We start from the raw sequence: 24,151 nt of genomic DNA, 5'->3' as shown, positions 1-24,151 counted from the left end.
CATGAAAACGGTAGTTTGTGTATGATTTTTGTTTGGCGACTAAACCATATCACTTACTACCGTTTTTGTTTTTAGTTCCCGCTAATCCGCGATGAACCTTTTTTTTCACCTGAAATTCAGAGCCTGAAAGTATAGAGGCGGGAGTAGAAAAAGGAGAACACCAAATGACAGGCAAAAAAATAGCCAACCGCAATAATCGCGATTGGCTCTATATATTTGTGAACAAATCATAGGTTCACTAACAACGTCAGTTGGCTAGGTGACCCTCGGCTTAAGAAGGGTCGATTAGTACTATGCAGTTAGCGTGCCAACTTTAATTAGGCATTTTATAAGCCCTGCATCGCATAAAAGCGGCTAATTTTACATGCGAATTGCAAAGTGCATTTGCATAATGCAATCAAGATGCAATATTGATAAGAGACCAGTTTCATCCCTAGCATTAATGATAAATTACTAAGTGACTGTATTTTAAATGTTAGGCAGATATTCACATCAACGTATTGCCTTACAATTAAGAGAGTAAGAAAAGCACCTTCTCAGTAGCATATTCATACTTTTTTGACAGCAAAGTTTGTATACTGCACGAAATCACCCTCAACTCTATGAAGCAATGAACTACTTAAGTACTTTTTTCAAAGGCATGGCCATGGGCGCGGCTGACGTTGTCCCAGGCGTTTCAGGCGGAACCATCGCATTCATCACAGGTATTTACGATACGCTTTTAGAAAGCATTCGCAGAATTAACCCTAGCGTACTTGGTTTATGGAAGCGCGAAGGCTTCAAAGCCGCGTTTAACCACATCAATGGCTTTTTCCTAATTTCATTATTCGCAGGCGTGTTCACCAGCATTGCGACATTCGCAAAACTGATTTCTTGGTTATTGGTCACCCACCCAGTCCCACTGTGGTCTTTCTTCTTCGGCCTGATTTTGGTGTCGGTGTTCCATATTCTTAAACAAGTAGAAAAGCGCGATATGATTCGATTCGTGTTTTTACTGCTTGGTGTTGCCTTTGCTTATAGCATTACAGTGCTTAAACCACTGCAAATGGAGCCAACCAGCATCAACGTCTTAATTGCGGGTGCGATTGCTATCTGCGCGATGATTTTACCCGGTATTTCAGGCAGCTTTATTCTGCTCCTGATTGGCATGTATGGCCCAGTGCTTGGCGCCGTTAAATCATTTCAAGTCGATGTACTTGCGCTATTCCTTGCTGGCTGTGTGATTGGACTGCTGACTTTCTCACATGTACTGTCTTGGCTATTGCGTTCATTCCGCGACTTCACGCTTGTGTTCTTAACTGGTTTGATGATCGGTACGCTGCCTAAGATCTGGCCTTGGAAAGAGACCATCAGCTGGCGCATCAACTCTAAAGGTGAGCAAGTGCCTCTCATTCAAGAGAACTTGTCTCCATTTAACTTCGAAGCCGTCACCTCTCAGCCTTCTCAACTGACCTTGGCTGTGATCATGATGTTGGTTGCCATCGCATTAGTTCTTGGCTTAGAAAAGTTTGCCGAGCGCAATGCTGACTAACCTCTAACAATCGAGCGGCATTTCGCATGTAGGGTGCTTTCCTTAAATAGCGACGTGTCAGTAAATTGAATCAAAGCGAAGCTACTGGCTTCGCTTTTTTATATCTACCATACGCACAAAATTGCTTTTTGATACAAGCACGTATTGAGTGGTGTGATACCATCGCCGTTCTTATAAAATCAAATGAGAACACGACATGCACCCAGCATTAAAGGTTGCTGCGCTCGGTATTGCGCTGGTCGCTGGCTTTTATGGACCACAGGCAGTCGAGCAATTTAAATCGGTAGTAGAGAGCCACTCTCCTGACGTCAATTTAGATGACTACTGCATGCTTTCAACAACATCGTGTGAGCAAGACAGCGTTGCTATGACCCTTGAGCATGAAACAGCTCAACCTCTAGTCCCAACAAAAATCAAAGTGGTGTGGGAAGGCGCGGCCTCTGAAACCTTGATGCTATCGCTGACCGGTTTAGAGATGGAAATGGGCTCAGCACGTTTCCAATTAAAAAATACTGGTAACAACATCTATGAAGGTGATGTCATTTTACCCGTGTGTACCATGGATCACATGACTTGGCTTGGTGAGCTCACCGATGGTGTTGAAACCGTAAAACCTGCAATAAGGATGACAAGATGAGTAAGAATTGGTCGCTAGCGCTGGTTGTAGCGTTTGTACTTGGCTTTGGAGTAAAAAGCTATCTCGATGGTCAAACAGAGGCTCAAGAGCAACACGTTGAAAAACAACAATTCTCCGAAACAACGCTTTTTGGAAAAGACAACCAATCAATAAAACTCTTTGACGAAACCGATGACAGAATTCGTATCGTTTACTTTGGCTTCACACGCTGTCCTGACGTTTGCCCAACATCATTAGCAATGCTAGCGGGTGCGCTCAACCAGACCTCTGATGAATCGAAAGCCAAGATTCGTCCTATGTTTGTTTCTCTTGATCCAGAGCGTGATGCCGCGGAAGCGTCATACGAATACGCGCAGTACTTCAACCCAATGATTGAAGGTATGAGTGGCCCATTGGATGTCACCACGAATCTGGCACATAAATACGGTGTTATTTTCCGAAAGACACAGCTTGAAGGTTCCGAGCTGGAATACACACTCGACCACAGCTCATATTTCTACTTTTTAAAGCCCAACGGTACCTTGATTACTAAAGTACCGCACACGTTGACGCCTGCGCCAATTGTTGAAGCCATCAACACATTGACACGCTAGTGTGCTAAGTCACTCTAGAAGCAGCGTGTATAAAAATAAAGAACTCAACTAATCGAGTTCAAAACGTAAAGTCAGGTCCCAGACCAAAACATAAAACAATAAGGACAACAACATGAAGTTAAAAGCACTTGCTCTAGCAGGCTTATTGCTCACCCCTCTTGCTCAGGCAAAAAGCGACATCATGGTACATGACGCGTACGCTCGTGCGACACCGCCAACGGCTGTGAACAGCGCAGTATTTACGACCCTGATGAACCATAGTGACAAAGACCGCGCTATCGTTTCAGCGACAACACCAGCAGCAGGTAAGGTAGAGCTTCATGATGTGATCGTTGAAGGCGATGTAATGAAAATGCGTCAGGTTCAACAGATCACAATCCCAGCAAATGGTGAAGCCGTACTTAAGCCTGGCAGCCTGCACATTATGTTGTTCGACCTAAAAAATGGTCTAAAAGAAGGCGAGCAGATCGAAATGACACTGACTTTCGCAAATGGCGAAACACAAACTTTCGAAGCACCAGTTAAGAAAGTGATGAGTGGCATGAAAAAGATGAATCACGATCATCACTAATTCTAGAAACTGATGCTCATGAGGCTTATCAAGAGCCAAAGCACATCAGTGAAAAATTAGACAAAATAAGCCACGATGACTTCTCGCCATCGTGGCTTTTTGTTAAACTGCACTCGCTTTTTATGCAAAGCCTAACCATATTAATAACCAAGGAGAAGAGAAGATGATTGTAATGAAAACACTAAAACTGGCAGTAAAAGTAACGCGTTAATTTTGTTTGGTTAAACCAACTTTAATTCCGAACTACCAACATTAAGCCACCAGCTGGCTACCGCACACTTTTACCCGGTTTACATTTGATCGCACATGGTCAAAGCATGCTCATTATGCATGAATCAATCCGGGGTCCTATCTATTGAATTCGACCCAAACTCTAAAGCATTTTTGACGTCCCGACGCTTTTGGGCTTTTAACGCTTCTGATCTCACCAACAATAAGAGATCTCACAAGAAGTTAATGCTCTCACAAGAAAAGAAAGCTCGCACGTCTGGGTAAATAGACATGAATTCACAAGCTGCATTTTCTCATCCAATGTCACTTCAACAACTTGGATGGCAACCTGTATTCCAACAACAACTGACACTTGAAGATTACGACCATTCAGTGATCGCCCGTATCACCGCGCACCATCGCAGTGGCTACACATTGGCTTCTGAACAGGGCGAAATCACTCTACCTATTCATCACAACCAACCTGCAATGACGGTTGGCGATTGGGTAATATTGAACTCTGAACTGCAATTCGATCGCTTACTAGAACGCCAATCGCTCTTTAGCCGAAAAGCTGCGGGCAGTCGTGTGGCTGAACAATATATTTCAGCCAATATCGACACAGTGTTTATCGTGGTTTCATTGAACAACGACTTTAATCTGAGTCGCATTGAACGCTACCTGGCACTCGCAAATGAAGCACAAGTTGAAGCGGTTATCGTCCTGACGAAGAAAGACTTGTGTGACGACTACGAAGACAAAGTACAACAGGTACAAAGCTTAGACCCGATGCTCATGATCGAAGCGGTCAACAGCCTAGATCAAGGCTCAACCCAAGTACTTTCACCTTGGTGTAAAATCGGCAAGACCGTCGCGCTAATGGGCTCTTCTGGTGTGGGTAAGTCGACTTTGGTTAACTCATTGCTAGGTGAAGCATCGCAGGCAACTGGTGGTATTCGTGAAGACGACAGTAAAGGTCGTCATACAACCACATCACGATCACTCCACTTGCTCGCATCAGGTGGCTTGCTTCTCGACACTCCAGGAATGCGAGAGCTCCAACTTGCAGACTGCGCTGAAGGCGTGAGTGAAACTTTTTCAGACGTCGAAGAGTTAGCAATGCACTGCCGCTTCTCTGATTGTCATCATGAATCAGAGCCGGGATGCAAGATAAGGGCTGCCATTGAGAGTGGTGAACTGTCTGAAAGACGATTTACTAACTATCAAAAGCTACTGAGAGAGCAAGCAAGAAACGGCGCTTCTCTTGCAGAGCAACGCGCTAACAATAAGCAGCTTTCCAAAATGTACCGAAACGTACAGTCAGAAAGCCGCAATATTAAGAAAGGCTCAGCTTAAGCAGCTAGATATAAAGGTAATCTGAGTTAATCGCTCAACACTGAGCTGAAACACCGAGCCCCACGTGCCAATCGCGTGGGGCTTTTTGTTTCAATTAGATAAGAAAGCGACTATTTACGCACACAATGTTCTTACTAATCGCCATTTACATCTTCTAATTTACAGTACATTAGCTCTACCAAATATGAATTTGTAGATTTTTAGCTAAATCAAAATACATTTATTTAACATTTAGCTCTAAAAACACCACGTAGTGCAAACAATCACACTAAAAGTAAACTATTCCTAGACACCCGCTACGATCCCGCTAATATGACCGCCCATTCCACTAGTGTATAGTTGGAATCGGTACAACTTTATAAAAGATACATCACTATAATAAATTAACAATTGCAGGTATTTTATGCAAAATCACAACATGCTCGCCCGCATCGCTCGTGGGAATCTTGTCCTACAGATCCTTGCTGGTATTGTTTTCGGTGTCGTTCTCGCCATGGTTTCTCCTTCAGCAGCTCAAGACGCAGGCCTTTTAGGTAGTCTGTTTGTTGGCGCTCTGAAAGCTGTTGCCCCAATTTTAGTATTCATTCTTGTTGCAGCTTCTATCGCAAACCAAAAGAAAGGTCAGCATACTCATATGCGTCCAATCATCGTGCTTTACCTGATTGGTACCTTCTCAGCTGCACTTACAGCCGTAGTATTAAGCTTCATGTTTCCAACCACTTTGACACTGGTTGCTGGCGCGGAAGGTGCTACTCCTCCTCAAGGTATTGGTGAAGTTCTTCACACGCTTCTATTCAAGCTTGTAGACAACCCAGTTAGCGCGCTAATGAACGCAAACTACATCGGTATTCTTGCTTGGGCTATCGGTCTTGGTCTGGCTCTGCACCACGCATCTGCAACAACCAAAGCGGTTTTCGAAGATCTAAGCCACAGTGTTTCACACATTGTTCGCTTCATCATTCGCCTAGCACCATTTGGTATCTTCGGTCTAGTTTCAGCGACTTTCGCAACCACTGGCTTTGAGGCGCTAGCAAGCTATGGTCAACTTCTAGCGGTACTACTAGGTTCAATGCTCATCATTGCTCTAGTGGTTAACCCACTGCTTGTTTTCGTTAAAACAAAGCAGAACCCATACCCTCTAGTATTCCAATGTATTCGTGAATCAGGCGTAACTGCATTCTTCACTCGTTCAAGTGCTGCGAACATCCCAGTAAACATGAACCTTTGTAAGAAACTAAACCTAGACGAAGACACTTACTCTGTATCTATTCCACTAGGTGCAACCATCAACATGGCTGGCGCTGCAATCACTATCACTGTGTTAACGCTGGCTGCTGTACACACGATGGGTATTGAGATTGATATATTCACTGCAATCCTACTAAGCCTAGTTGCTGCGGTATCGGCATGTGGTGCATCTGGTGTTGCGGGTGGCTCATTGCTACTTATCCCTCTTGCATGTGGTCTATTCGGTATCTCAAACGATGTTGCGATGCAGGTAGTAGCGGTAGGTTTCATCATCGGTGTGATTCAAGATTCTGCTGAAACAGCGCTTAACAGCTCGACAGACGTAGTGTTCACAGCTGCAGTATGTAAAGCTGAGCAGAACAAAGCTTAATAAGCCTTTTTTGGCTCTCAAGCCAAAAACTATATAAAGAAAAAGGGAAGCAGATGCTTCCCTTTTTTGTTGGCTAGATTTTCTAGATAAGAGTTAGAACTTAAATCAACTCATCGCTGATTGGTAGCAGGCTCATTAAATAAGCCGATGACCACCATCGACTAGTTTCTGTTCCAGTTAGACTGACTAAAATCTAGAGGGTCAATACCGTGATTGGCTTGTGTCTCTGAGGATGTCTGTTCGGTACTAGGTTGCTGGCTGTAATCGACATTCGCTTCCTGTGCAGTCGATACCGGTATTTCTAGATGGCTGGTCTCTACACTTAATGGCTCAGCCTCTTCATCAGACGCTTCTTTCACTTTCTTTGGAATCGGTATATTGCGTTTGTAAAGCTTGTTGAGCGCCTTGATAATAGAGTGCTTAGTGATTGCTTGCTGAGTAAGTTTGGTCATGATCGGTTTAGTCAGTGCTTGTAAGCCCACAACCGCATCGACACCTAGCTCACCGCCTACTTTATCTCGCTGCTGCTTAGCTTCTGAGTAGCCAAAATGAGCAGATAGGAATAGCCAGATATAAGCAATCGCATTACCGTGTTCACCATGGTCTATCCATGCCTCACCGGCTCTAAACATCGCCTCTGCGCTGTTCTTTTCTGCTGCTGTCTCAAACCAGTACACAGCCTCACCATGGTTAGGCTCTACGCCAACACCATTTAAGTAACTCATACCCAGTTTGATCTTACCGTCTAGGTTGTTTTTCTCCGCCGCTTTGCGATACCAATCAACAGAGCTTTCTGCAGAGTAGTCTGGGTTTTCTTTGTCTAGGCACCAGTCACCCATGAATAGCATCGCTTCGGTATTACCACCAGCAGCAGATTCCTCAATATAGGTGTAGCCTTTGGGGATGTTCTTCACGGTCCCGCGTCCATGGACCAGCGCTTTACCCATCTCAAATTTCGCCGACATATCGTTATCTAAGGCAGAGATCGCAAGCTGCCAAAAGTTGGCTTGTTCTCTCAAGATCAGATCTTCTTTGCGCTTCATACTTAAGCGAACAATGCCGTACATGCCGTTGACGTTATCCAAATGCGCCGCTTTATCGTACCAATATAACGCTTCCTTGATATTGTTACGTTCAGCCTCTTTCGCTAAATATAGAATCGACGGGACATGCCCTGTTTCTGCTTTAAAGTGGCGCTCTTTTTGCTCTTGGATACGTGCTTTTTCAATCGCCTTTCGGTAAGCGACAGCTCGCGCTTTACGTTCTTGTTCCAAGCGCTGCTTTCTTAGTGATAAAGAAATCAGCCACACAGCAACAAGTATTAACGAAAGAGCGGTCGCACCAATTGCGATTCCCATTGTACTCATAAAATGTTTAACCTAATTCGGTTCCGTTCTACTCTATATCGGCCACAAGCAGCCTATATTGAGTAGTTAATTTCTGGGGCTATTAGCCCTGATGGTGACAAGAGACGCAGTCTCTATACGCTTCGCCTTAAACTCGGTTCAGTATCTCAGGAATACATAACGATAAGAAGTCTGCAAAGACTAATCCGTACGCACTCCATAAATCGTGTGATCTTGCTTCAATAAGGAGGGTTTATCGAGCTTGCCTTTCATCAAGTTAGACTCAACCATTCACCAGAAACTGATGGTTAAAGACCTGTACCTGAAAGCAGCGGTGACGTTGCCCCACCAAGTGTGACAACGTCACTCGCGCGTGAAATATCAAGATCTATGAAGCGGGCACTGATCGTCGATCAAGAAGTAGAAATTGATGGCCACGTACTGAGGACAAAAGCTTACCCAAGTGGCAAAGAAGTGATTCACAATCACTAACTTCAACCAAGGGGCACTCTTTGTGAGAAAAAGCCACTCACGCTAGCTATAGCTGAACTTTACATTGTAAATTAGTGAACGCTAGAAAAGTAAAAAGAAGCCAGTTCGTGTAACGTTCTGGCTTCTTTTTTGATTTGATATAGCAGAGAAACCGTTAATCTTGCTGCATCTTCTCCCAAATCGTCGGCGACCCAATATAATCTTGCACTGAGGTGATGAACTCTTTTACTAGCTTGGTCTGCTTACGGTGTGGGTAGACGGCATAAATGGCGGTATCAGCTGTTGAAATGGCGTAATCAGGAAGCAGTGTCACTAAGCCCAACTCTTTCATGGAGGCGTACAGATTTGATTGATCAAGAAAGCCATAACCTAATCCATCTTTCACACAAGACACCATAGTACGAACATCACTCACCTTATAATTGCCACGAATCGTCAGGCTCTGAAAAGTATTGCCATGCGGCTCTTCACTTATGCGTAGATGATCCACCGTCATATCGCCATTGGTATAAATCACGGCAGGCAGAGACAACAAATCTTGTGGCGTTTTCGGCTCACCATGCTGCTTCACAAAGTCATTCGAGGCGACCAGCATGAAGTTACTGTCGGCTATCTTCTTCGCAATCAAATTCGATTCCACCAGCTTGCTAAAGCGGAACGCAATATCAAACTGCCCGGCAATGATGTTGGCGATCTTGTCGTCCAAGGAAAGTACGATCTGAACATCCGGGTACTTTCTCATAAACTGAGTGATGATAGGTTGCAGGTATTGCTGACCAAAATAGATAGGCGACGTAATACGCAGCACGCCTTTCGGCTCTGACTGATACGAATCAGCGATACCTTGAATCTGATTGATGGTGTCTTTCAGCACATAGGTTTGCGCAAGAATATCTTCCCCAGCAGACGTCAAAGAAAACGATCGAGTAGAACGGTTGAGTAGCTGAACACCCAAGTCTTGCTCAAGCTTTTTGATCTGTTTAGAGAGAGAGGAATTGTCCATGTCGTGCAAGGTTGCCGCTTTGGTAAACGACCCTTGTTGAACCACATCTAAGAACAATAACAACTGATTGGTATTGGGCACTGTGCCGCTCCTGATATTAAGCTCGATTAACGTTCATCTTTAGGGGTATCCATCACCACCATGGTTGTGATGGATTGAACTTGAGCACATTCTCCTAGCACATCGGCATGAAACTTCTTATAGCTCGGTAAGTCTTTAGTCTCAACTCTCAACAAGTACTCATTGGCACCGGTGATGTTGTGACACTCGACCACCTCTTTCTCCATAGCGACGTGCTCTTCAAACTCCAATTGAGCAGATTTTTTGTGGCTTGATAAACCGATCGAAACGTAGGCGATAAAACCCATGCCCATCAAACTGTTATCGAGAACCGCACGATAACCTTGAATGATGCCTTTCCGCTCAAGATCTTGTACACGCCTTAACGTCGCTGAAGCCGACAAGCCAATCCGCTCTGAGAGCTCAATGTTGGAGATTCTGCCGTCCAACTTAAGCTCTTGCAATATCCTTTCGTCAAATCTATCCATAAGTACTTATTATTGTGCATTTAGTGATAATAGAGGAAATAAAAGCACATAATTGCCTCACTTTCCACCTACTATGTTTCTCAACACGTGAAAGTCATGACCGGTCAGTCACTTCGTTCATTTTATTGCTGGAGAACCATTATGCCTTTAGAACAACTTAGCGCACTTGCTTTGTTTGCGTTTGTCTCGACCTTCACGCCGGGTCCAAATAACATCATGCTCATGACATCAGGTGCCAATGTTGGCTTTGCCCGTACCATTCCGCACATGCTTGGCATTGCTTTAGGTTTTGCGGCTATGTTGCTGTTGGTTGGCTTTGGGTTAATGGGGATTTTCAACGCCTATCCGGTGACTCACCAAGTATTGAAATACCTGAGCCTTGCGTACTTGGTGTACCTCGCAATTAAAATAGCCAAGAGTGGAAAAGCGAAAAGCACTGAAGCTTATAAACCTATGACCTTCATCGGCGCGGCAAGTTTTCAATGGGTTAACCCGAAAGGTTGGTCAATGGCACTGACAGCTATTTCTGTTTATAGCAGTGGCAGCTCATGGTGGGAGCTTGCAATCATCGCAGCCATTTTCACGCTAGCCAACTTACCATCTGTGACCTTCTGGACGGCAGCAGGCAAGCAACTACAGCACTGGCTAACAACGCCAGTCCGCATAAAAAGCTTCAACTACGGTATGGCTGGCTTGCTTCTAGCATCGACCATTCCGATGTTGTAACCAGATAGCTTCTCTAAGATGGTTAGTCAGTGATTACTAGCCATCAATTTCATTACAAGTATCTAATAGCCTCACCAAGCCAACGACCAAACATCGTCTGCCCGCTCGGCGTTAACGTCCATACAAACGCCGCTACATTGATGACTACGGTTAGCCAATAGATCGCTCTGAAAGGCTGTTTTTGTGTTTTATGACGCAGCTTATCTTGTGCGATCAAAGCGCCTAACCAACCACCAACAACAGAAAAGATGTGCAAGGTTTTCTCTGGCACGCGCCAATTACCATTAATCGCGGCTCGCTTGTCTTTTGCGTACACAAAAAACGTCACGACACCGATAACTAAATACCACGCCAACAGCACTTTAGAACTTTCCGCAAACAACATAGATGCCGCCACCAGAACCAAATAAGTGGTAGCGATTTGAATAGATGAAGACAACATCAACTCCTTTTGGGTAACAGCTCACATACTGTGGCAATTACGCCCTGTAGATTTTGATAAGGATGAGTAAGGCGTATTGTAATTCAGTTAGCCTGCACAAAATAAACAAGCCCTTTCATCACTACATAACATGATGGAAGTTAAAGGAATTATAAATATGTACAACCAAAAGTACGCCATCTACCAAGTTTTTACGCGTTTATTTGGCAATAAAAACACCCAACATGTCCCATGGGGCTCCATTGAACAGAATGGCGTTGGCAAATTCAGTGATTTTACTGACAAAGCGCTGTCTGAAATTCGCAAGCTTGGTATGACTCACATTTGGTATACCGGCGTTCCTCACCACGCGTTAATCAATGACTACAAACACATTGGTATTTCAGACGATCACCCGAGCGTGGTAAAAGGCCGTGCAGGCTCACCTTATGCCGAAAAAGATTACTACTCTGTTAACCCTGATCTCGCTGATAACCCCGAGCAGCGACTAGAGGAATTTGAGGCGCTAATTAAAAGAAGTCACGACAATGGCTTAAAGGTGATCATCGATATCGTCCCTAACCATGTTGCACGTCATTACAAAGGGTTAAATAATCCCGAGGGCGTCAGTGACTTTGGTGCTCACGATGACACAAGTCTCGAATACCATAGAGACAATAACTTCTACTACATCCCCAACAGCGCCTTTGAGCTGCCGAATATCGAGCCTGATTTTACCCCTCTTGGTGGTGAACAACACCTAGCCCTACACTCTCCGTTTATCGAAATGCCCGCTAAATGGACAGGTAATGGCTCACGCCTAGCGAAACCCAATTTCGACGATTGGTACGAAACCGTGAAGATCAATTACGGTGTCCGCCCTGATGGTTCAAAGGACTTCCCTGAATTACCGAGTGACTATGCTCACCGTGATTACCGAGATCACTTCGATTTCTGGAAATCTATCGATGTGCCTAACTCTTGGGTTAAGTTCAGAGACATCGCCTTGTTCTGGTTAGATAAAGGCATCGATGGGTTTCGTTACGATATGGCTGAAATGGTGCCTGTTGAGTTTTGGAGCTATCTCAACTCGTCAATAAAGATGCAAAAACCCAATGCCTTTCTAATGGCGGAGGTGTATCAGCCAGATTTGTACCGCGACTACATTCACCTAGGAAAAATGGACTATCTATACGACAAAGTGGACCTATACGATGGGCTCAAAGCCATTATGCAAGGCAAAGCTTCAACAGCAATCATTCCCGAGATTCAGCAGCAAATGATGGACATAGAGCACCACATGCTGCACTTCTTGGATAACCATGATGAACAGCGTATCGCGTCTCCTGAATTTGTAGGCGACCCGAATATCGCCAAACCTGCAATGCTCGTCAGCGCCTTGTTGAGCAGCTCACCGACCATGGTCTATTTTGGACAAGAAGTCGGCGAACCGGGCGCGGAGAACGCAGGCTTTGGACAACCCTCTCGTACATCCATCTTTGACTACATCGGTGTCCCACAGCATCAAAAATGGATGAACCACGGCGCCTTCGATGGTGGGCTATTAAACGATAGCGAAAAGCAGCTGCGTCACTTCTATCAGAAAGTGATGAACTTTTCTCTTGAGCACTCTTCAATGACTGGGCATTACCGAGACTTACACCAAAGCAATAATTTGAGTGATTCGGTTTACGCATTTCTGCGCTATAACGACCAAGAGCTGACAATAGTTGCTGCGAATTTCAGCCAACACACTACAAAGCGTGTTTGCTTGGCCATTCCACGTGATGTAATCCAAGCAATCAAAATTGCGGATGGCAGTTACATGCTTAACGAGCATATCGAATCTATTCAGCGACAAGAATTACGCGTAGAGGAAGGAGTTGGCTGTTTCAATATTGAATTAAAACCGCTGGCATCGTTGGTTTGGGTATTACCTTTAAATACTTAAAACCCTTGTCGATATTATATAGAAAGAAAATAAATGCTAATTGATAATTAACTTAATTCCCAAGCTAAATTAACAGTCGACCATTTCGATATCTTCCTCACATTTATAAGGATGAGCTCTCATCCTTATTCTCTACGCCTAGCCACTACGCCCTATCTTATTGATATTAAAGATATGAGCTATTGATCCAAGTAATTCATTGCAAACCAAGTACAAATCGTGACATTGACACTAGGTTTCTTATTTTTACTTATTAAAAATAACTTTACATATAGACATCACAAATGGCTGGCCACCGTTAAGACTAGGATATTCATCTTCATAAAAAGTGAAATATGGATATCGAAACGTGAACAATATAAATATTAATCAATGTTTAACTCTACGAAATACCTTTAACAATACAAAGAAAAAAAGCTTCAATAAATCGACTTTAGCCAAAGCGATTTTGCCCCTTTTCACCGCCACTTTAATTGCAGGTTGTGGCAGTGATAATAACAGCGACAGCGGTACAGATACTGGTAATAGTGGTTTGTATCCAGCTGCAGAAAACGAAGTGGTAATTTACTACAAACGTGATGTTGCAGCTTCAAGCACATCAGGCTCGACTTATGACGGTTGGGGGCTGCATTTATGGAATGGTGAAGGCTGCACTAGCACAGACCTAGAAGCGATGGGATTAAGTGCAACAGGTACAGATTGGAACAGCCCATACGAATACGATGGTATTAGCGATACTTACGGCGCTTACTATGTATTGAAAGTCGATCCAGACGCTTCTGACCCACACCGATGCATGAACTTTATCTTGCACAACGGAGATGAGAAAGCCTTTGGTAGCGCAAACTCAAAAGTAGAGCTGGATAAACTTGGTGAATCTCAGGGAGTATTTGGTTTCCATGGCAGTAGCGAGTTGTACTACGAACCTATCTCAGAACGACCAGTGAATATTGATGGTCAAAAAGCACATTGGCTTGATGCAACGACCATAGGTTGGGAAGCGGCCAGCAATGCAGACTCCGTAAAGCTCTTCTATGCATTGGATAACAGCATCTCAATGAATGATGACAAAGAGATTGTCGGTGGCACTGCAATTGAACTGAGCAAAGATGGCGAGCTATCCTCTGAATTAAAAGAACGTTTCCGCCACCTAGCAAGTTTACCAGCAGTCGCGATTGACGTTGATGACACAACACTGCGCACCATTTTGAAATCTCAGATCATTGTTGTAGCCTACAATGCCAATGGCGAGGTTATCTCTTCGACCGAGATTCAGAAACCAGGCGTGCTTGACTCGGTATTTGCTAGTGAGGATGCCGGTAATGCAATGGGTGAAGAACTCGGTGCTATTATCGACGGCAGCGCAGCTACCTTTAAACTATGGGCTCCTACAGCCCAAGATGTTGAGCTAGTCTTATACAGTGAAGATCTAAAAAGTTCACAAGTCATCCCAATGACGGAAAGTACTGAGACAGGCATCTGGGCAACAGAATCGGTGTCTAACGCCGTCAACATGTACTACCGCTACCAAGTGAAAGTTTACCATCCAACCACTGGCAATATCGAAACTCGCCTTGTAACGGACCCTTACTCACTGAGTTTGTCGAAGAACTCAGCATACTCTCAAGTCATCGACCTGAATGATTCTTCCTTGATGCCAGAAGGCTGGACTGGCTACGAACGTCCAACTGTAGAGAAAGATGAAGACCACGTGCTTTACGAGTCACATCTGCGTGACTTTAGCTTCAGTGACAAACTCGGCACAGCAAGCCTAAACGGCAAGTACCTCGCTCTCACAGAAACCGATCGTGAGTCGGTCAAACATCTTCAAGCGCTGAAAGATGCAGGTTTGACGACGTTGCATATCTTGCCAGCTTTCGATATCGCCACCGTTGATGAAGATGAAGCAAGCCGCGTCGATATTACCGATACCGTTGGGAAACTGTGTGATGTAAAACCTGCCGCAGCCTTATGTGGTAATGAAGATGAAAACAGAGTTATCGAAGACGTACTCGACAGCTATGACCCTTCAACGGGCGACGCCCAAGCGTTAATGAACGACTTACGCATGCTCGACAGCTTCAACTGGGGTTACGACCCATTCCATTACACGGTTCCTGAAGGAAGCTACGCAACGGATCCAAACGGATCAAAGCGTATTCTAGAATTTCGTCAAATGGTTAAGGCCACGCACGACATGGATCTCAAGCTGATCATGGACGTGGTGTACAACCACACCAACGCATCTGGAGTGAATGATAAGTCGGTACTAGATAAGATTGTCCCTGGATACTACCACCGTCTTAACGTCAACACAGGTGGCGTAGAAAACTCGACTTGTTGTGACAATACTGCGACTGAAAACCTAATGATGGGTAAATTGATGGTCGACTCACTCAAGGTGTGGGCTGACGACTACAAAGTGGATGGTTTCCGTTTTGACTTAATGGGCCACCAGCCAAAAGACGTGATGGTCGAAGCGCTGGAAGAAGTGCGCAAAATCGACCCGAATACCCTGTTCTACGGTGAGGGTTGGGATTTTGGCGAAGTAGCCGATAATGCACGCTTCGATCAAGCGAACCAAATCAACATGGCGGGCACTGAGATCGGCACATTCTCGGATCGACTGCGTGACGCTGTACGTGGCGGTAGCCCGTTTGATGGCGGCGTCGACTCAGAAGGTAACCACCCACTCCGCTTCAACCAAGGTTTCGGTAACGCTGCGATTGCCAATGAAGAAACCAAGACAGATCAAGACTCCATCAACGGTCGCTTACACAACCAAGATCTTGTTCGCTTAGGTATGGCAGGTAACCTCGCTGAATACGTGCTAATTGATTACAAAGGCGATACCAAACTGGGTAAAAACGTCGACTACAATGGCGCGCCTGCGGGTTACACCAAGATGCCTTCAGAGAACATCTCCTACGTTTCAAAACACGATAACCAAACACTTTGGGACAACAACGCTTACAAGATCGCCACTGGTACTAGTTCAGCAGAACGCGCTCGCATGCAATCTGTATCGCTCTCTACCGTAATGTTGGGCCAAGGCATTCCATTCATCCACATGGGTTCTGAACTGCTTCGTTCTAAGTCGATGCAGCGCGATTCTTATGACTCTGGTGATTGGTACAACCGCGTGTTCTTCGACGGTTCTGACAGTAACTGGAATGTTGGCTTACCTCGTGAAGACAAAGATGGTGCGAACTGGGATCTGATCAAAACCATCATTGCTGACCCAACGGCGAAACCAGACGCAGACGACATCGAGTTAACTACGCAGCAATTCCTAGAGCTACTAAAGATCCGTAGCTCAAGTGAACTGTTCCGCTTAGATACAGCTGACGAAGTCATGAAGCGAGTCGATTTCCGTAACGTTGGCGAAGACCAAGTCGAAGGCCTAATCGTGATGTCTATCGATGATGGTGTATCCGCAGGTACAGACCTCGATCCAGCGAACGATGCGATTGTCGCGATTGTAAACTCAACCAATGAATCTCAATCGTTCAAAATCTCAGGAGCGACAGGCTTTGCGCTTCACGAGGTTCAACAAAACTCAGCGGATGACATAGTGAAAGGCGCAAGCTTTGCTAATGAATCATTCACTGTTCCAGCACTAACCACCGCTGTGTTTGTACAAGCACAAAACGGTGCACAAGGCGTTGGTTTGCCGGTTGATAACTCAGACAAGGATGTATCTAGCATTCCTCCGTACGGTCAAACTACCGTGTACGTGCGTGGTGATATGAATGGTTGGAACCCTGTTGATGATTGGGCGATGAGCTTTGTTGCTAATGGGGTTTATTCTGTAACAGGCAACTTAGACGCGGGTAGCTATGGCTTCAAGTTTTCGGATGCTGATTGGAAAACACCTAACTTTGGTTGCGATTCTGTAGAGCTTGCAAGCGGGTCAATCGATATTGGCACTGGTGGCAATTGCCAATTGAGCGTAACGGAAGCGGGCAGCTACACCTTCACTTTGAATGCGATTCACGAGCTTGACGACAATGTAGACAAAGCTGTGGTATCTGTCACTAAGAATTAAGCTCCAAGCTTAGGTTCAAGTAACAGATAATAAAACAAGCGAAAGCTAGCCTTTGGGAGACGTCAGTCTCCCTTTTTTGTACCCAATAAACGCAAACCTAAGAAAGCCTTCTCCCAACACACATAAGTCACATTCAACCTTTAGTGATTGAGGAACCTTGTTGGCACTTGGTGAATAAGAAGGTTTCTTTTTATTCACTTTCGGTTTCAGTTCCTGTACCCAGGATAAGCTTTCTTGAATCAAGTACATGAAATAGAGAAATGAGAGACGCTGTCTAGGCCAACGCCTACTTAATAGTAATCACGGATCCAAATGACATTGACCTACGTTAATCAGCTAGAGCGTTAGTGAATATCTATAAGCTCGCGTCTTCGAATCTCAAATATTTAACTAATTAAAGTATTTCATTTATCGCGGATAATAAAAAAGGACCCTATTAGGGTCCCTTCTCTTAAATCAGACTTTGTAATTGTACCAGCTACTTTTTATTAACTGCTTTTACAAAGACTTCTTGTGCGCCTTCAATGCCTAGTGCTTTCGCTTCGTCTAATAGACCCAAAGCTTTTGGAATATTGTCTGCTTCGACAGCGGCTTTGATTGCATTGTGGTAGTAAGTTTGTGTCTCTGGCTGAATCGCCTCAACCTTCGCGGCTGCTGGCTTAGCATTTGATTCAATGCTTGAACCGAATGAGAAGAAACCAACTCGATCAATCGCTACTTCTATTTTGCCAACGTTCGAGTTTGGAACTGGAATATCTTCAACTTCTGGTAGGTAGTTACCACGGCCTTCCGCGTCCAAACGAGCTGGGTGAATGACATCAGTGAAACCATCAAGGTCTGCTTGATCTGTATAGATAACTAAGTAAACCGACTGAGATGTGGTCGGCGGGTAGAAATCGTTTTCAGCAACAAGTCGATTACCCAAATGTAATCTTGGTTTTGCATATTCGAAGCTATCTTTACCATAGCGCTCTAACTCACGACCGTTCTTATCATAGATAACCGCATTAGGGACAAATGCAGTGTCGCCGATCATGCTTGTAATCTTAATAGAGTATTCACCGCGATCCGCCGGTAGCTCGATCGCGACTACAGGGCTATTTATACCCTGATAGTTCAAAATTTGGCTGTCTGGTGTTACATCGAAAATTGCCGAGCTTGGCAGCTTCATCGGGGCAAATTGAAGACCAGCAAGAGAGTTAACTTGTTCAGCTTGTGCCACTTGCACCTGCTCTACAACTTGTGCAGATTGACAACCGGCCAACGCAACACAGCCACTCAACATTAGAGCTTTAAAATACATAACTCTTCCTTCTTGTTATTTTTTTAAGAAATTTACTAACTTTAATTACCACAAAGAAAACTATTCACCTAGGGAACGATCCACTTAATCGTACATTCCTTAAAAAAATAGCCGACGCGAGCCGGCTATGAATTAGGACAGTTTAGGATTGGTTACGCTAAGTGTTTACCACCAAGCTTCAGCTTGGATACCGAACACATATTCTGTATCGTCGCCGTTGAATGCTTCTTTGTTTTCAGTATCTAGGATGTAAGAACCGTAAACGCGGATTTCAGGACGAGCCCAGAAGCTGTCACCCATAGCCCAAGCTTGAGCTACTGTGAATTTAGCGTTACCGAAGTCTTCAGTTGCTAGACCACCGTCAGCAATGCGCTCACCAGCGTTGTAGCCAGCTTCAAATACTGTGCGCATTGTGTCATTCCACTTGTACATTGGACGAACTACAGCAGAGTACTGATCGATGTCGAAAGTTTTGTTTGTGTAGTTACCATCTTTATCTGCACCACCGATATCGCTACCCGCTAGGTAAGCTAGTTGGTGACCCATTTCCCAAGATTCGCCAAGGTTCATTACACCCCAGTTAATTAGACGGAAACCAGATGCTTCGTTAAATGCTTCAGTACCACGTGCGTAGTAAGAACCAGAACCCCAGAAGTTTGCAGCTTGTACGCCGTAACCGTTAGTACCGTACTGAAGTACTGTCTGGTGGAAGCCGTTGCTCGTTCCTTGGTGTAAAATTGCAGAAGCTAGTAGGCCGTCGTCAGCAGACTCGCTCGCGTTATCTGAATCAGTTGCGAAGTTGTACGCTAGTGCTAATTCTAGAGATGCATCTTGCCATAGGCCGATGTTCGCTAGACGAGCATCAAAGATGTAGCCAGTTGAATCGTCAGTCGCGCCATCTTGGATTAGTGCAACAGATAGCTTTTGGTCACCGATTGAAATGTTTTCAACACCACCACCAGTACCAGATGTGTTTAGGAAATAGAAGTCAGTGATGTGGATATCTTTACGTTGGTAGTATGTTTTACCAGCCCAAAGAGTCGCTTCTTGGTCGAAAGATAGAACGCCTTTCGCTTTAACCGCGAACTGAGCAACGTTAAAATCAGAATCTTCCCAACCATTTGCGCCTGGTGCACCAGAAGCAATCATTGACTCAACGCGCCACGTTTGCTCACCAGTTTTTAGTTCTTCAGCTAGGCCAAACTCAGAGTAGTTGTCATTTTCGTTACCTAGACGACCAATACCGTTTTTGTTAACTGATACATCACCATTACCGTTGCCGCTGATACCAGTACCAGCACGCATGTAACCATTAAAGTCAACAGCGAACGCAGAGCCAGCAGCTAGCGTAGTCGCCACTGCAGCAGCAATCAAACTTACTTTTTTCATTCTTAACTCCATTAAGGACGATTTATTTTAGGTTTTTATATTTTTGCTCTCTTGCGGCAACCAAAGGCAGTTATGGTAGTCGTAAGATAGAGAGGTTTAGGGTTTCCCCTGATTCGTTTCAACGGGGTCAATATTAAGAGGGGATGACAAGTTTGACTTCCTCCACCCCCAACTAAATTAAGGGGGACTAGAGGGGAGTAGAAAATATACAGAATGGTGTTTTAAAGAGGTGGATCACTTAATCTAGGAGGAGTAGACAGCACGAAGATCTAATTATTCAGCATAAGTGAGATCTACTTCAAATATATAATTTGAACTTCATCGATCAATTATTTTTTTAACCGTAATTAATCTGTGAAGATGCTTGACCTTACTGTGACAAAGCCTTTTACTAATAGTTCACTGATGTTGATAAACGAACAAGAAATCAAGCAATGACTAGAACGCTCGCTCGCCCTTATCCGCTAGGCGCAACGCTAGGTAACACTGGCTGCAACTTCTCTATTTATTCTCCTGACTGTAAATCTCTTTCACTCGCTCTTTTTGATGAGAACGAGGAGTTCACAACTTATAAATTGGACAATGAATACGCTGATATTCGATATGTATTTATCGAAGGTATTAAAGCGGGGCAAAAATACGGATTCATTGCAGAAACAGCTAATGGTCCAATATTACTTTCTGACCCTTATGCTAAAGCGATAAGTGAGCCGCTCCACTACACCACGCCTTATAGTAATGAGAAAAGCTTTACGATGGCGAAATGTGTCGTTGTTGATGATACCTTCGACTGGCAAGGCGTCGAAAAGCCACGAATTGGCCGTGAAGAGACCGTTCTGTTTGAAACGCATGTTAAAGGCCTATCTCAACTTCACCCTGAAGTCGCAAGTAATATCAAAGGCCGTTACCTGGGGTTAGTCAGCCCTGAAATGCTTGCGTTCTACAAGCAACAAAACATCAACTCATTACAACTTTTGCCCATTGCGGCCTGCATGCACGAACCCCACCTACTTGATATGGGTAAAGTGAATTACTGGGGCTACAACCCATATTTATTTATGGTACCCGACCCTCGTTATGCAGAGAAAGACGCCGTCACAGAGCTCAAAACTGCGATTCGTGAACTGCACCGCAACGGTATCGAAGTGATCTTAGATGTGGTGTACAACCACACAGCAGAAGGCGGCGAAGGTGGCACAACCTTTAACTTAAAGGCACTAGATAGCCGAACTTACATCAAGCACGGCTGCCATTATGCAAACTTCACAGGCTGTGGAAACACAGTCGACCTTACCCACCAGCCAGCACTCAACCTAGTCATGGACACGCTTCGTTACTGGGTAAGCGAATTCCAAGTCGACGGCTTCCGTTTTGACTTGGCAGCCACACTGGGGCGCGAAGGTGACAACTACAACCCTGAGGCTGCTTTCTTTAAAGCCGTAGCTCAAGACCCTGTACTTAAAGAAACTAAGTTAATTGCAGAGCCGTGGGATATTGGCCCTAATGGTTATCAAGTGGGTAATTTCCCACTTGGTTGGAATGAATGTAATGACAAGCTGAGAGACATCACACGTAGTTTCTGGCGCGGTGATCAGGGTTACCTAAAAGAGTTTGCTACACGCCTAATGGGATCTCGTGATATCTACAGTGCAGCGCACTGGCCTTACAAACTAACCGTCAACTACATCACTTACCATGATGGCTTCACCATGCAAGACCTTGTCTCGTACAAGCACAAGCACAATGAAGAAAATGGTGAGAATAACCGCGATGGGCATGGTGACAACCGCTCTGAAAACTACGGTGTAGAGGGTGAGACCGAAAACCTCTTGGTTATCGCGACTCGTGAAAAGCAGAAACGTAACTTCATGGCGAGCCTGCTGTTTGCTTTCGGTATTCCACACATTCTGACAGCAGACGTGTTATCTCATACTCAAAAGGGTAACAATAACGCTTACTGCCAAGATAGTGAGACGAGTTGGCTGAACTGGGAAGATTCAGAGCGCAAGACCTACTTCAAAACTTGGCTGTCAGAAATGATCGCCGCACGTCAGCAATACATGGTGCCTTTTATCCAGGCGTTCAGCGGCGAAAAACGTAACTCTAATCGCATCTTCTGGAGCCGTGTCGATGGCACGCTGATGGAGCATGATGATTGGAACCGTTTAAGCTCAGTAGCACTGCATCTTGGTATTGGTAAAGATGGCGATGAGCTGATTTATCTGATCAACCAAACCAACGCCCCAGCGCGTTTCAGCTTACCCAATGACCGTGAACAAAATTGGGTGACGATATGTGATACCAACCTGAGAAACGTAAAGCCAGGTCATGCCGAAGGGGAATTGCTGCTCTCACCAACATCGATGGCGATTTTGCACTATTCGCCAAACAAAACTGAGTTAAGTGAAAGTTAAGCCCAGTCAATAAAAAAGCAAAAACCATAAAAGCCAGTTATATTTTTAGCTGGCTTTTTTGTTAGCTGAATATCACAAAATTCATTCTTTTATATGGAATCATTTGCATTGATGTGATTAATAAAACTGTTTAGTATGGCCGTACTATAAAAATGAATCTATCACGTCTTTGGATATCATGGCTTTACCTAAAACACTTATTCGGCTTTTTAAACCATACATAATCTTATTAACCGGAGGAATGCTTTACCTCGCAGCAGCTCAATTAGAAAAAGTAGAGACCGCAGCAACCAACCAATCAGCATCAAACATTCGCATCGCAAGCGCGACTATTCGTTCCAACATAGAGGCCGTATTCGGTAAACTCTATTTCTTAGAAACCAGTCTGGGCATACCTAACGCCACTGACTTTAGCGACCAAAAATTTCGCGAACTTAGCGATAATATTCTAACAAGAACACCGAACTTCTCCGATATCATTCGATACCAACCTAACTCCCAACATTATGTCTCCACTCGTGGTCTTCCTCTTTCCAATGAACAAATCGCCACAATACAATGGCATTCAATAGACGGTGTTGTAGAAGATTTTTACATCTCTTCCGTTTACCAAAAAGCCGATGGACGATGGGTTTTCGCCGTTAAACACACTGCAGAAAAGCTCAACGAAGAAATCTGGATTGAGTTTGATTTAATGCATACCACGCAAGGTTTAAGAGATTTAAAAACGCTTAATAATGGCTATGTATTTGTTGTAGATAAAGCAACTGAACGACTCGTCTTCCATCCAGATCCAAAACGAATTGGCTCGAAGTCCATTAGCTATCATGCGGGTATTAGCCACCAGCTTTCGCAAGGGCAATTGGCCGGAAAACATGAGTACTACTATCAAGATAATTTCAAAATATCGGTATTTGATGCAGACAACAGCTTGAATTGGGTGTTTATTGCGGGCACCGACCGTCATGACATCTTAACCAGTTCACATCAATTTACGTTAACAGGCGTAGTACTTGGCTCGCTCCTTCTATTGTGGATTGGTGCCAACTACCTGGCTTATCGTTTAAATGTCTCTTTATCTCAGCTCAATAAAGTAGAAGACCTTGCGAGCTTTAAGCGCAAACTGAAGTCTATTTTGGATAACTTTACCTACCATAAAGGTATTCAGTTCTGCCTGTATCAACCAGAGAACCACTCATTCAGTACGCTTGATTATCATGGGAACAAATCAACTGTGCATTGTGACAAAGCGCTCTCAGAACGTTTTGTCGCAAATGCTATGGTTTATCGAAACGGTAAAGACGCAGATCCACTCGCCCGTAAACTCAAAATAGACCAGCGCCACTATTGTCTCCCTTTATACTCACGTCAGCAGTTAATTGCGGTGTTATATGTGAATGCGAACTTGCCTATTAGCCAGAATATCTTACGTATGATCAGAGATTACACGGAAGTCTCACTGTCTAACTTACTGCTTCAGCACCAGTTGAGTAGTAAAGACCTAATGACGCAATTAGACAATAAAAGTAGCTTTAATATTGCACTGGAAAACTACGCCAACCAGCCTGAAACCTATATCGCTCTACTCGATATCGATAATTTTGACCACGTGAACCGTGCTTATGGTGAAGCTGTGGGTGACAAGATGATCAAGCTGACAGCAGAAGCACTACGCTCGTACTTTCCGAAGCCTAAAGGACTATGCCTTGCTCGTGTTGGAGGCAAAGAGTTCGCAGTATTATTTAAAGCAAACGGCGCCAACGACGCCAAGCTCCAACTAGACCAGTGCCGAATTGGCGTAGCAGAGAAAACTATTGTGACGCCAGACATCAGCCTCTCTTTAGGCGTGAGTGTCGGTTTTTCTCAGATAGAGGGAGAGCCAGATACAGCCCTAGCACTTGCGGAGCAAGCAAAGCTTATTGCTCAACAGCTTGGAAAGAATCGAGTTGAAGGCCACATCAGGGCAGTTGCAAAGGCTTCATAGGTTGTCCTAA

The 24,151-nt window shown here is 44.5% G+C and carries 17 protein-coding genes; 11 read left to right on the top strand and 6 right to left on the bottom strand.

The genetic code is table 11. The annotated features are described in order from the left end of the window. Positions 1-610: 610 nt before the first annotated feature. The 6 genes from F0251_RS15830 to sstT all read left to right on the top strand — a co-directional run bounded on the left by F0251_RS15830 (position 611) and on the right by sstT (position 6,516). Positions 611-1,531 (top strand): DUF368 domain-containing protein, encoded by a 921-nt coding sequence (locus tag F0251_RS15830; protein WP_008215853.1) that lies wholly within the window; start codon positions 611-613, stop codon positions 1,529-1,531. Between the two features lie 196 nt (positions 1,532-1,727). Beyond that, on the top strand, positions 1,728-2,168 hold the full coding sequence (locus F0251_RS15825; protein WP_008215856.1) for a hypothetical protein: 441 nt from the start codon (positions 1,728-1,730) through the stop codon (positions 2,166-2,168). Continuing rightward, positions 2,165-2,761 (top strand): SCO family protein, encoded by a 597-nt coding sequence (locus tag F0251_RS15820; protein WP_171731329.1) that lies wholly within the window; start codon positions 2,165-2,167, stop codon positions 2,759-2,761. Before F0251_RS15825 ends, F0251_RS15820 begins: the two co-directional genes overlap by 4 nt. Positions 2,762-2,873: 112 nt before the next feature. Beyond that, positions 2,874-3,332 carry a copper chaperone PCu(A)C gene (locus F0251_RS15815; protein WP_004740439.1) on the top strand — a complete coding sequence of 153 codons (459 nt, stop codon included), beginning with the start codon at positions 2,874-2,876 and terminating at the stop codon, positions 3,330-3,332. A 501-nt stretch (positions 3,333-3,833) separates the two neighbouring features. Beyond that, entirely contained in the window at positions 3,834-4,898 is a 1,065-nt protein-coding gene (gene rsgA, locus F0251_RS15810; protein ID WP_061032126.1) for a ribosome small subunit-dependent GTPase A, read from the top strand. Between the two features lie 403 nt (positions 4,899-5,301). Next, a complete protein-coding gene (gene sstT, locus F0251_RS15805; RefSeq protein WP_004740432.1) occupies positions 5,302-6,516 on the top strand; it encodes a serine/threonine transporter SstT in 1,215 nt (404 codons plus the stop codon). Positions 6,517-6,677: 161 nt separating this feature from the next. Here the strand turns inward: sstT and F0251_RS15800 are convergent, their stop codons facing one another. The 3 genes from F0251_RS15800 to F0251_RS15790 form a co-directional block, all read right to left on the bottom strand. Continuing rightward, the gene (locus tag F0251_RS15800; protein WP_061032125.1) at positions 6,678-7,874 is read right to left on the bottom strand and encodes a tetratricopeptide repeat protein; all 1,197 of its coding nucleotides are present in this window, start codon (positions 7,872-7,874) and stop codon (positions 6,678-6,680) included. Positions 7,875-8,508: 634 nt separating this feature from the next. Beyond that, positions 8,509-9,438, bottom strand: a complete 930-nt coding sequence (locus F0251_RS15795; RefSeq protein WP_063525381.1) for a LysR family transcriptional regulator — start codon at positions 9,436-9,438, stop codon at positions 8,509-8,511. A 26-nt stretch (positions 9,439-9,464) separates the two neighbouring features. Continuing rightward, positions 9,465-9,905, bottom strand: a complete 441-nt coding sequence (locus F0251_RS15790) for an Lrp/AsnC family transcriptional regulator (RefSeq protein WP_105058475.1) — start codon at positions 9,903-9,905, stop codon at positions 9,465-9,467. 141 nt (positions 9,906-10,046) lie between these two features. Between F0251_RS15790 and F0251_RS15785 the strand changes: the two genes are divergently transcribed. After that, a complete protein-coding gene (locus F0251_RS15785) occupies positions 10,047-10,631 on the top strand; it encodes a LysE family translocator (RefSeq protein ID WP_086714841.1) in 585 nt (194 codons plus the stop codon). Positions 10,632-10,683: 52 nt separating this feature from the next. Here the strand turns inward: F0251_RS15785 and F0251_RS15780 are convergent, their stop codons facing one another. After that, the gene (locus tag F0251_RS15780; protein ID WP_061032123.1) at positions 10,684-11,073 is read right to left on the bottom strand and encodes a DUF1294 domain-containing protein; all 390 of its coding nucleotides are present in this window, start codon (positions 11,071-11,073) and stop codon (positions 10,684-10,686) included. 157 nt (positions 11,074-11,230) lie between these two features. Between F0251_RS15780 and F0251_RS15775 the strand changes: the two genes are divergently transcribed. Both F0251_RS15775 and pulA read left to right on the top strand, forming a co-directional pair. Further along, complete coding sequence (locus tag F0251_RS15775; protein WP_171731328.1) at positions 11,231-13,003, top strand: alpha-amylase family protein; 1,773 nt, start codon at positions 11,231-11,233, stop codon at positions 13,001-13,003. Positions 13,004-13,352: 349 nt separating this feature from the next. Further along, positions 13,353-17,051, top strand: coding sequence for a pullulanase-type alpha-1,6-glucosidase (gene pulA, locus F0251_RS15770; RefSeq protein WP_171731327.1), 3,699 nt, complete (start codon positions 13,353-13,355; stop codon positions 17,049-17,051). A 478-nt stretch (positions 17,052-17,529) separates the two neighbouring features. Here the strand turns inward: pulA and F0251_RS15765 are convergent, their stop codons facing one another. Together F0251_RS15765 and lamB are read right to left on the bottom strand one after the other, a co-directional pair. Continuing rightward, on the bottom strand, positions 17,530-18,354 hold the full coding sequence (locus tag F0251_RS15765) for a MalM family protein (RefSeq protein WP_171731326.1): 825 nt from the start codon (positions 18,352-18,354) through the stop codon (positions 17,530-17,532). 165 nt (positions 18,355-18,519) lie between these two features. Beyond that, positions 18,520-19,743, bottom strand: a complete 1,224-nt coding sequence (lamB, locus tag F0251_RS15760) for a maltoporin LamB (RefSeq protein WP_061032119.1) — start codon at positions 19,741-19,743, stop codon at positions 18,520-18,522. A gap of 434 nt (positions 19,744-20,177) precedes the next feature. Here lamB and glgX point away from each other — a divergent pair, with 434 nt between their 5' ends. Together glgX and F0251_RS15750 are read left to right on the top strand one after the other, a co-directional pair. Next, positions 20,178-22,157, top strand: a complete 1,980-nt coding sequence (glgX, locus tag F0251_RS15755) for a glycogen debranching protein GlgX (RefSeq protein ID WP_171731325.1) — start codon at positions 20,178-20,180, stop codon at positions 22,155-22,157. Between the two features lie 241 nt (positions 22,158-22,398). Continuing rightward, positions 22,399-24,141: a diguanylate cyclase gene (locus F0251_RS15750; RefSeq protein ID WP_171731324.1), complete on the top strand. Its 1,743-nt coding sequence runs from the start codon at positions 22,399-22,401 to the stop codon at positions 24,139-24,141. The last annotated feature ends 10 nt before the right edge of the window (positions 24,142-24,151 follow it).

The sequence above is a fragment of the Vibrio sp. 070316B genome (genome assembly GCF_013114115.1).
Classification (GTDB): Bacteria; Pseudomonadota; Gammaproteobacteria; order Enterobacterales; family Vibrionaceae; genus Vibrio; species Vibrio chagasii_B.
This window is presented reverse-complemented; position numbering and strand designations above follow the sequence as displayed.

Excerpts from the sequence above, each read along its gene's own strand:
- F0251_RS15830 (WP_008215853.1), top strand. The coding sequence starts at position 611 with ATGAACTACTTAAGTACTTTTTTCAAAGGCATGGCCATGGGCGCGGCT.
- F0251_RS15825 (WP_008215856.1), top strand. The coding sequence starts at position 1,728 with ATGCACCCAGCATTAAAGGTTGCTGCGCTCGGTATTGCGCTGGTCGCT.
- F0251_RS15820 (WP_171731329.1), top strand. The coding sequence starts at position 2,165 with ATGAGTAAGAATTGGTCGCTAGCGCTGGTTGTAGCGTTTGTACTTGGC.
- F0251_RS15815 (WP_004740439.1), top strand. The coding sequence starts at position 2,874 with ATGAAGTTAAAAGCACTTGCTCTAGCAGGCTTATTGCTCACCCCTCTT.
- rsgA (WP_061032126.1), top strand. The coding sequence starts at position 3,834 with ATGAATTCACAAGCTGCATTTTCTCATCCAATGTCACTTCAACAACTT.
- sstT (WP_004740432.1), top strand. The coding sequence starts at position 5,302 with ATGCAAAATCACAACATGCTCGCCCGCATCGCTCGTGGGAATCTTGTC.
- F0251_RS15800 (WP_061032125.1), bottom strand. The coding sequence starts at position 7,874 with ATGGGAATCGCAATTGGTGCGACCGCTCTTTCGTTAATACTTGTTGCT.
- F0251_RS15790 (WP_105058475.1), bottom strand. The coding sequence starts at position 9,905 with ATGGATAGATTTGACGAAAGGATATTGCAAGAGCTTAAGTTGGACGGC.
- F0251_RS15785 (WP_086714841.1), top strand. The coding sequence starts at position 10,047 with ATGCCTTTAGAACAACTTAGCGCACTTGCTTTGTTTGCGTTTGTCTCG.
- F0251_RS15780 (WP_061032123.1), bottom strand. The coding sequence starts at position 11,073 with ATGTTGTCTTCATCTATTCAAATCGCTACCACTTATTTGGTTCTGGTG.
- F0251_RS15775 (WP_171731328.1), top strand. The coding sequence starts at position 11,231 with ATGTACAACCAAAAGTACGCCATCTACCAAGTTTTTACGCGTTTATTT.
- F0251_RS15765 (WP_171731326.1), bottom strand. The coding sequence starts at position 18,354 with ATGTATTTTAAAGCTCTAATGTTGAGTGGCTGTGTTGCGTTGGCCGGT.
- lamB (WP_061032119.1), bottom strand. The coding sequence starts at position 19,743 with ATGAAAAAAGTAAGTTTGATTGCTGCTGCAGTGGCGACTACGCTAGCT.
- glgX (WP_171731325.1), top strand. The coding sequence starts at position 20,178 with ATGACTAGAACGCTCGCTCGCCCTTATCCGCTAGGCGCAACGCTAGGT.
- F0251_RS15750 (WP_171731324.1), top strand. The coding sequence starts at position 22,399 with ATGCTTTACCTCGCAGCAGCTCAATTAGAAAAAGTAGAGACCGCAGCA.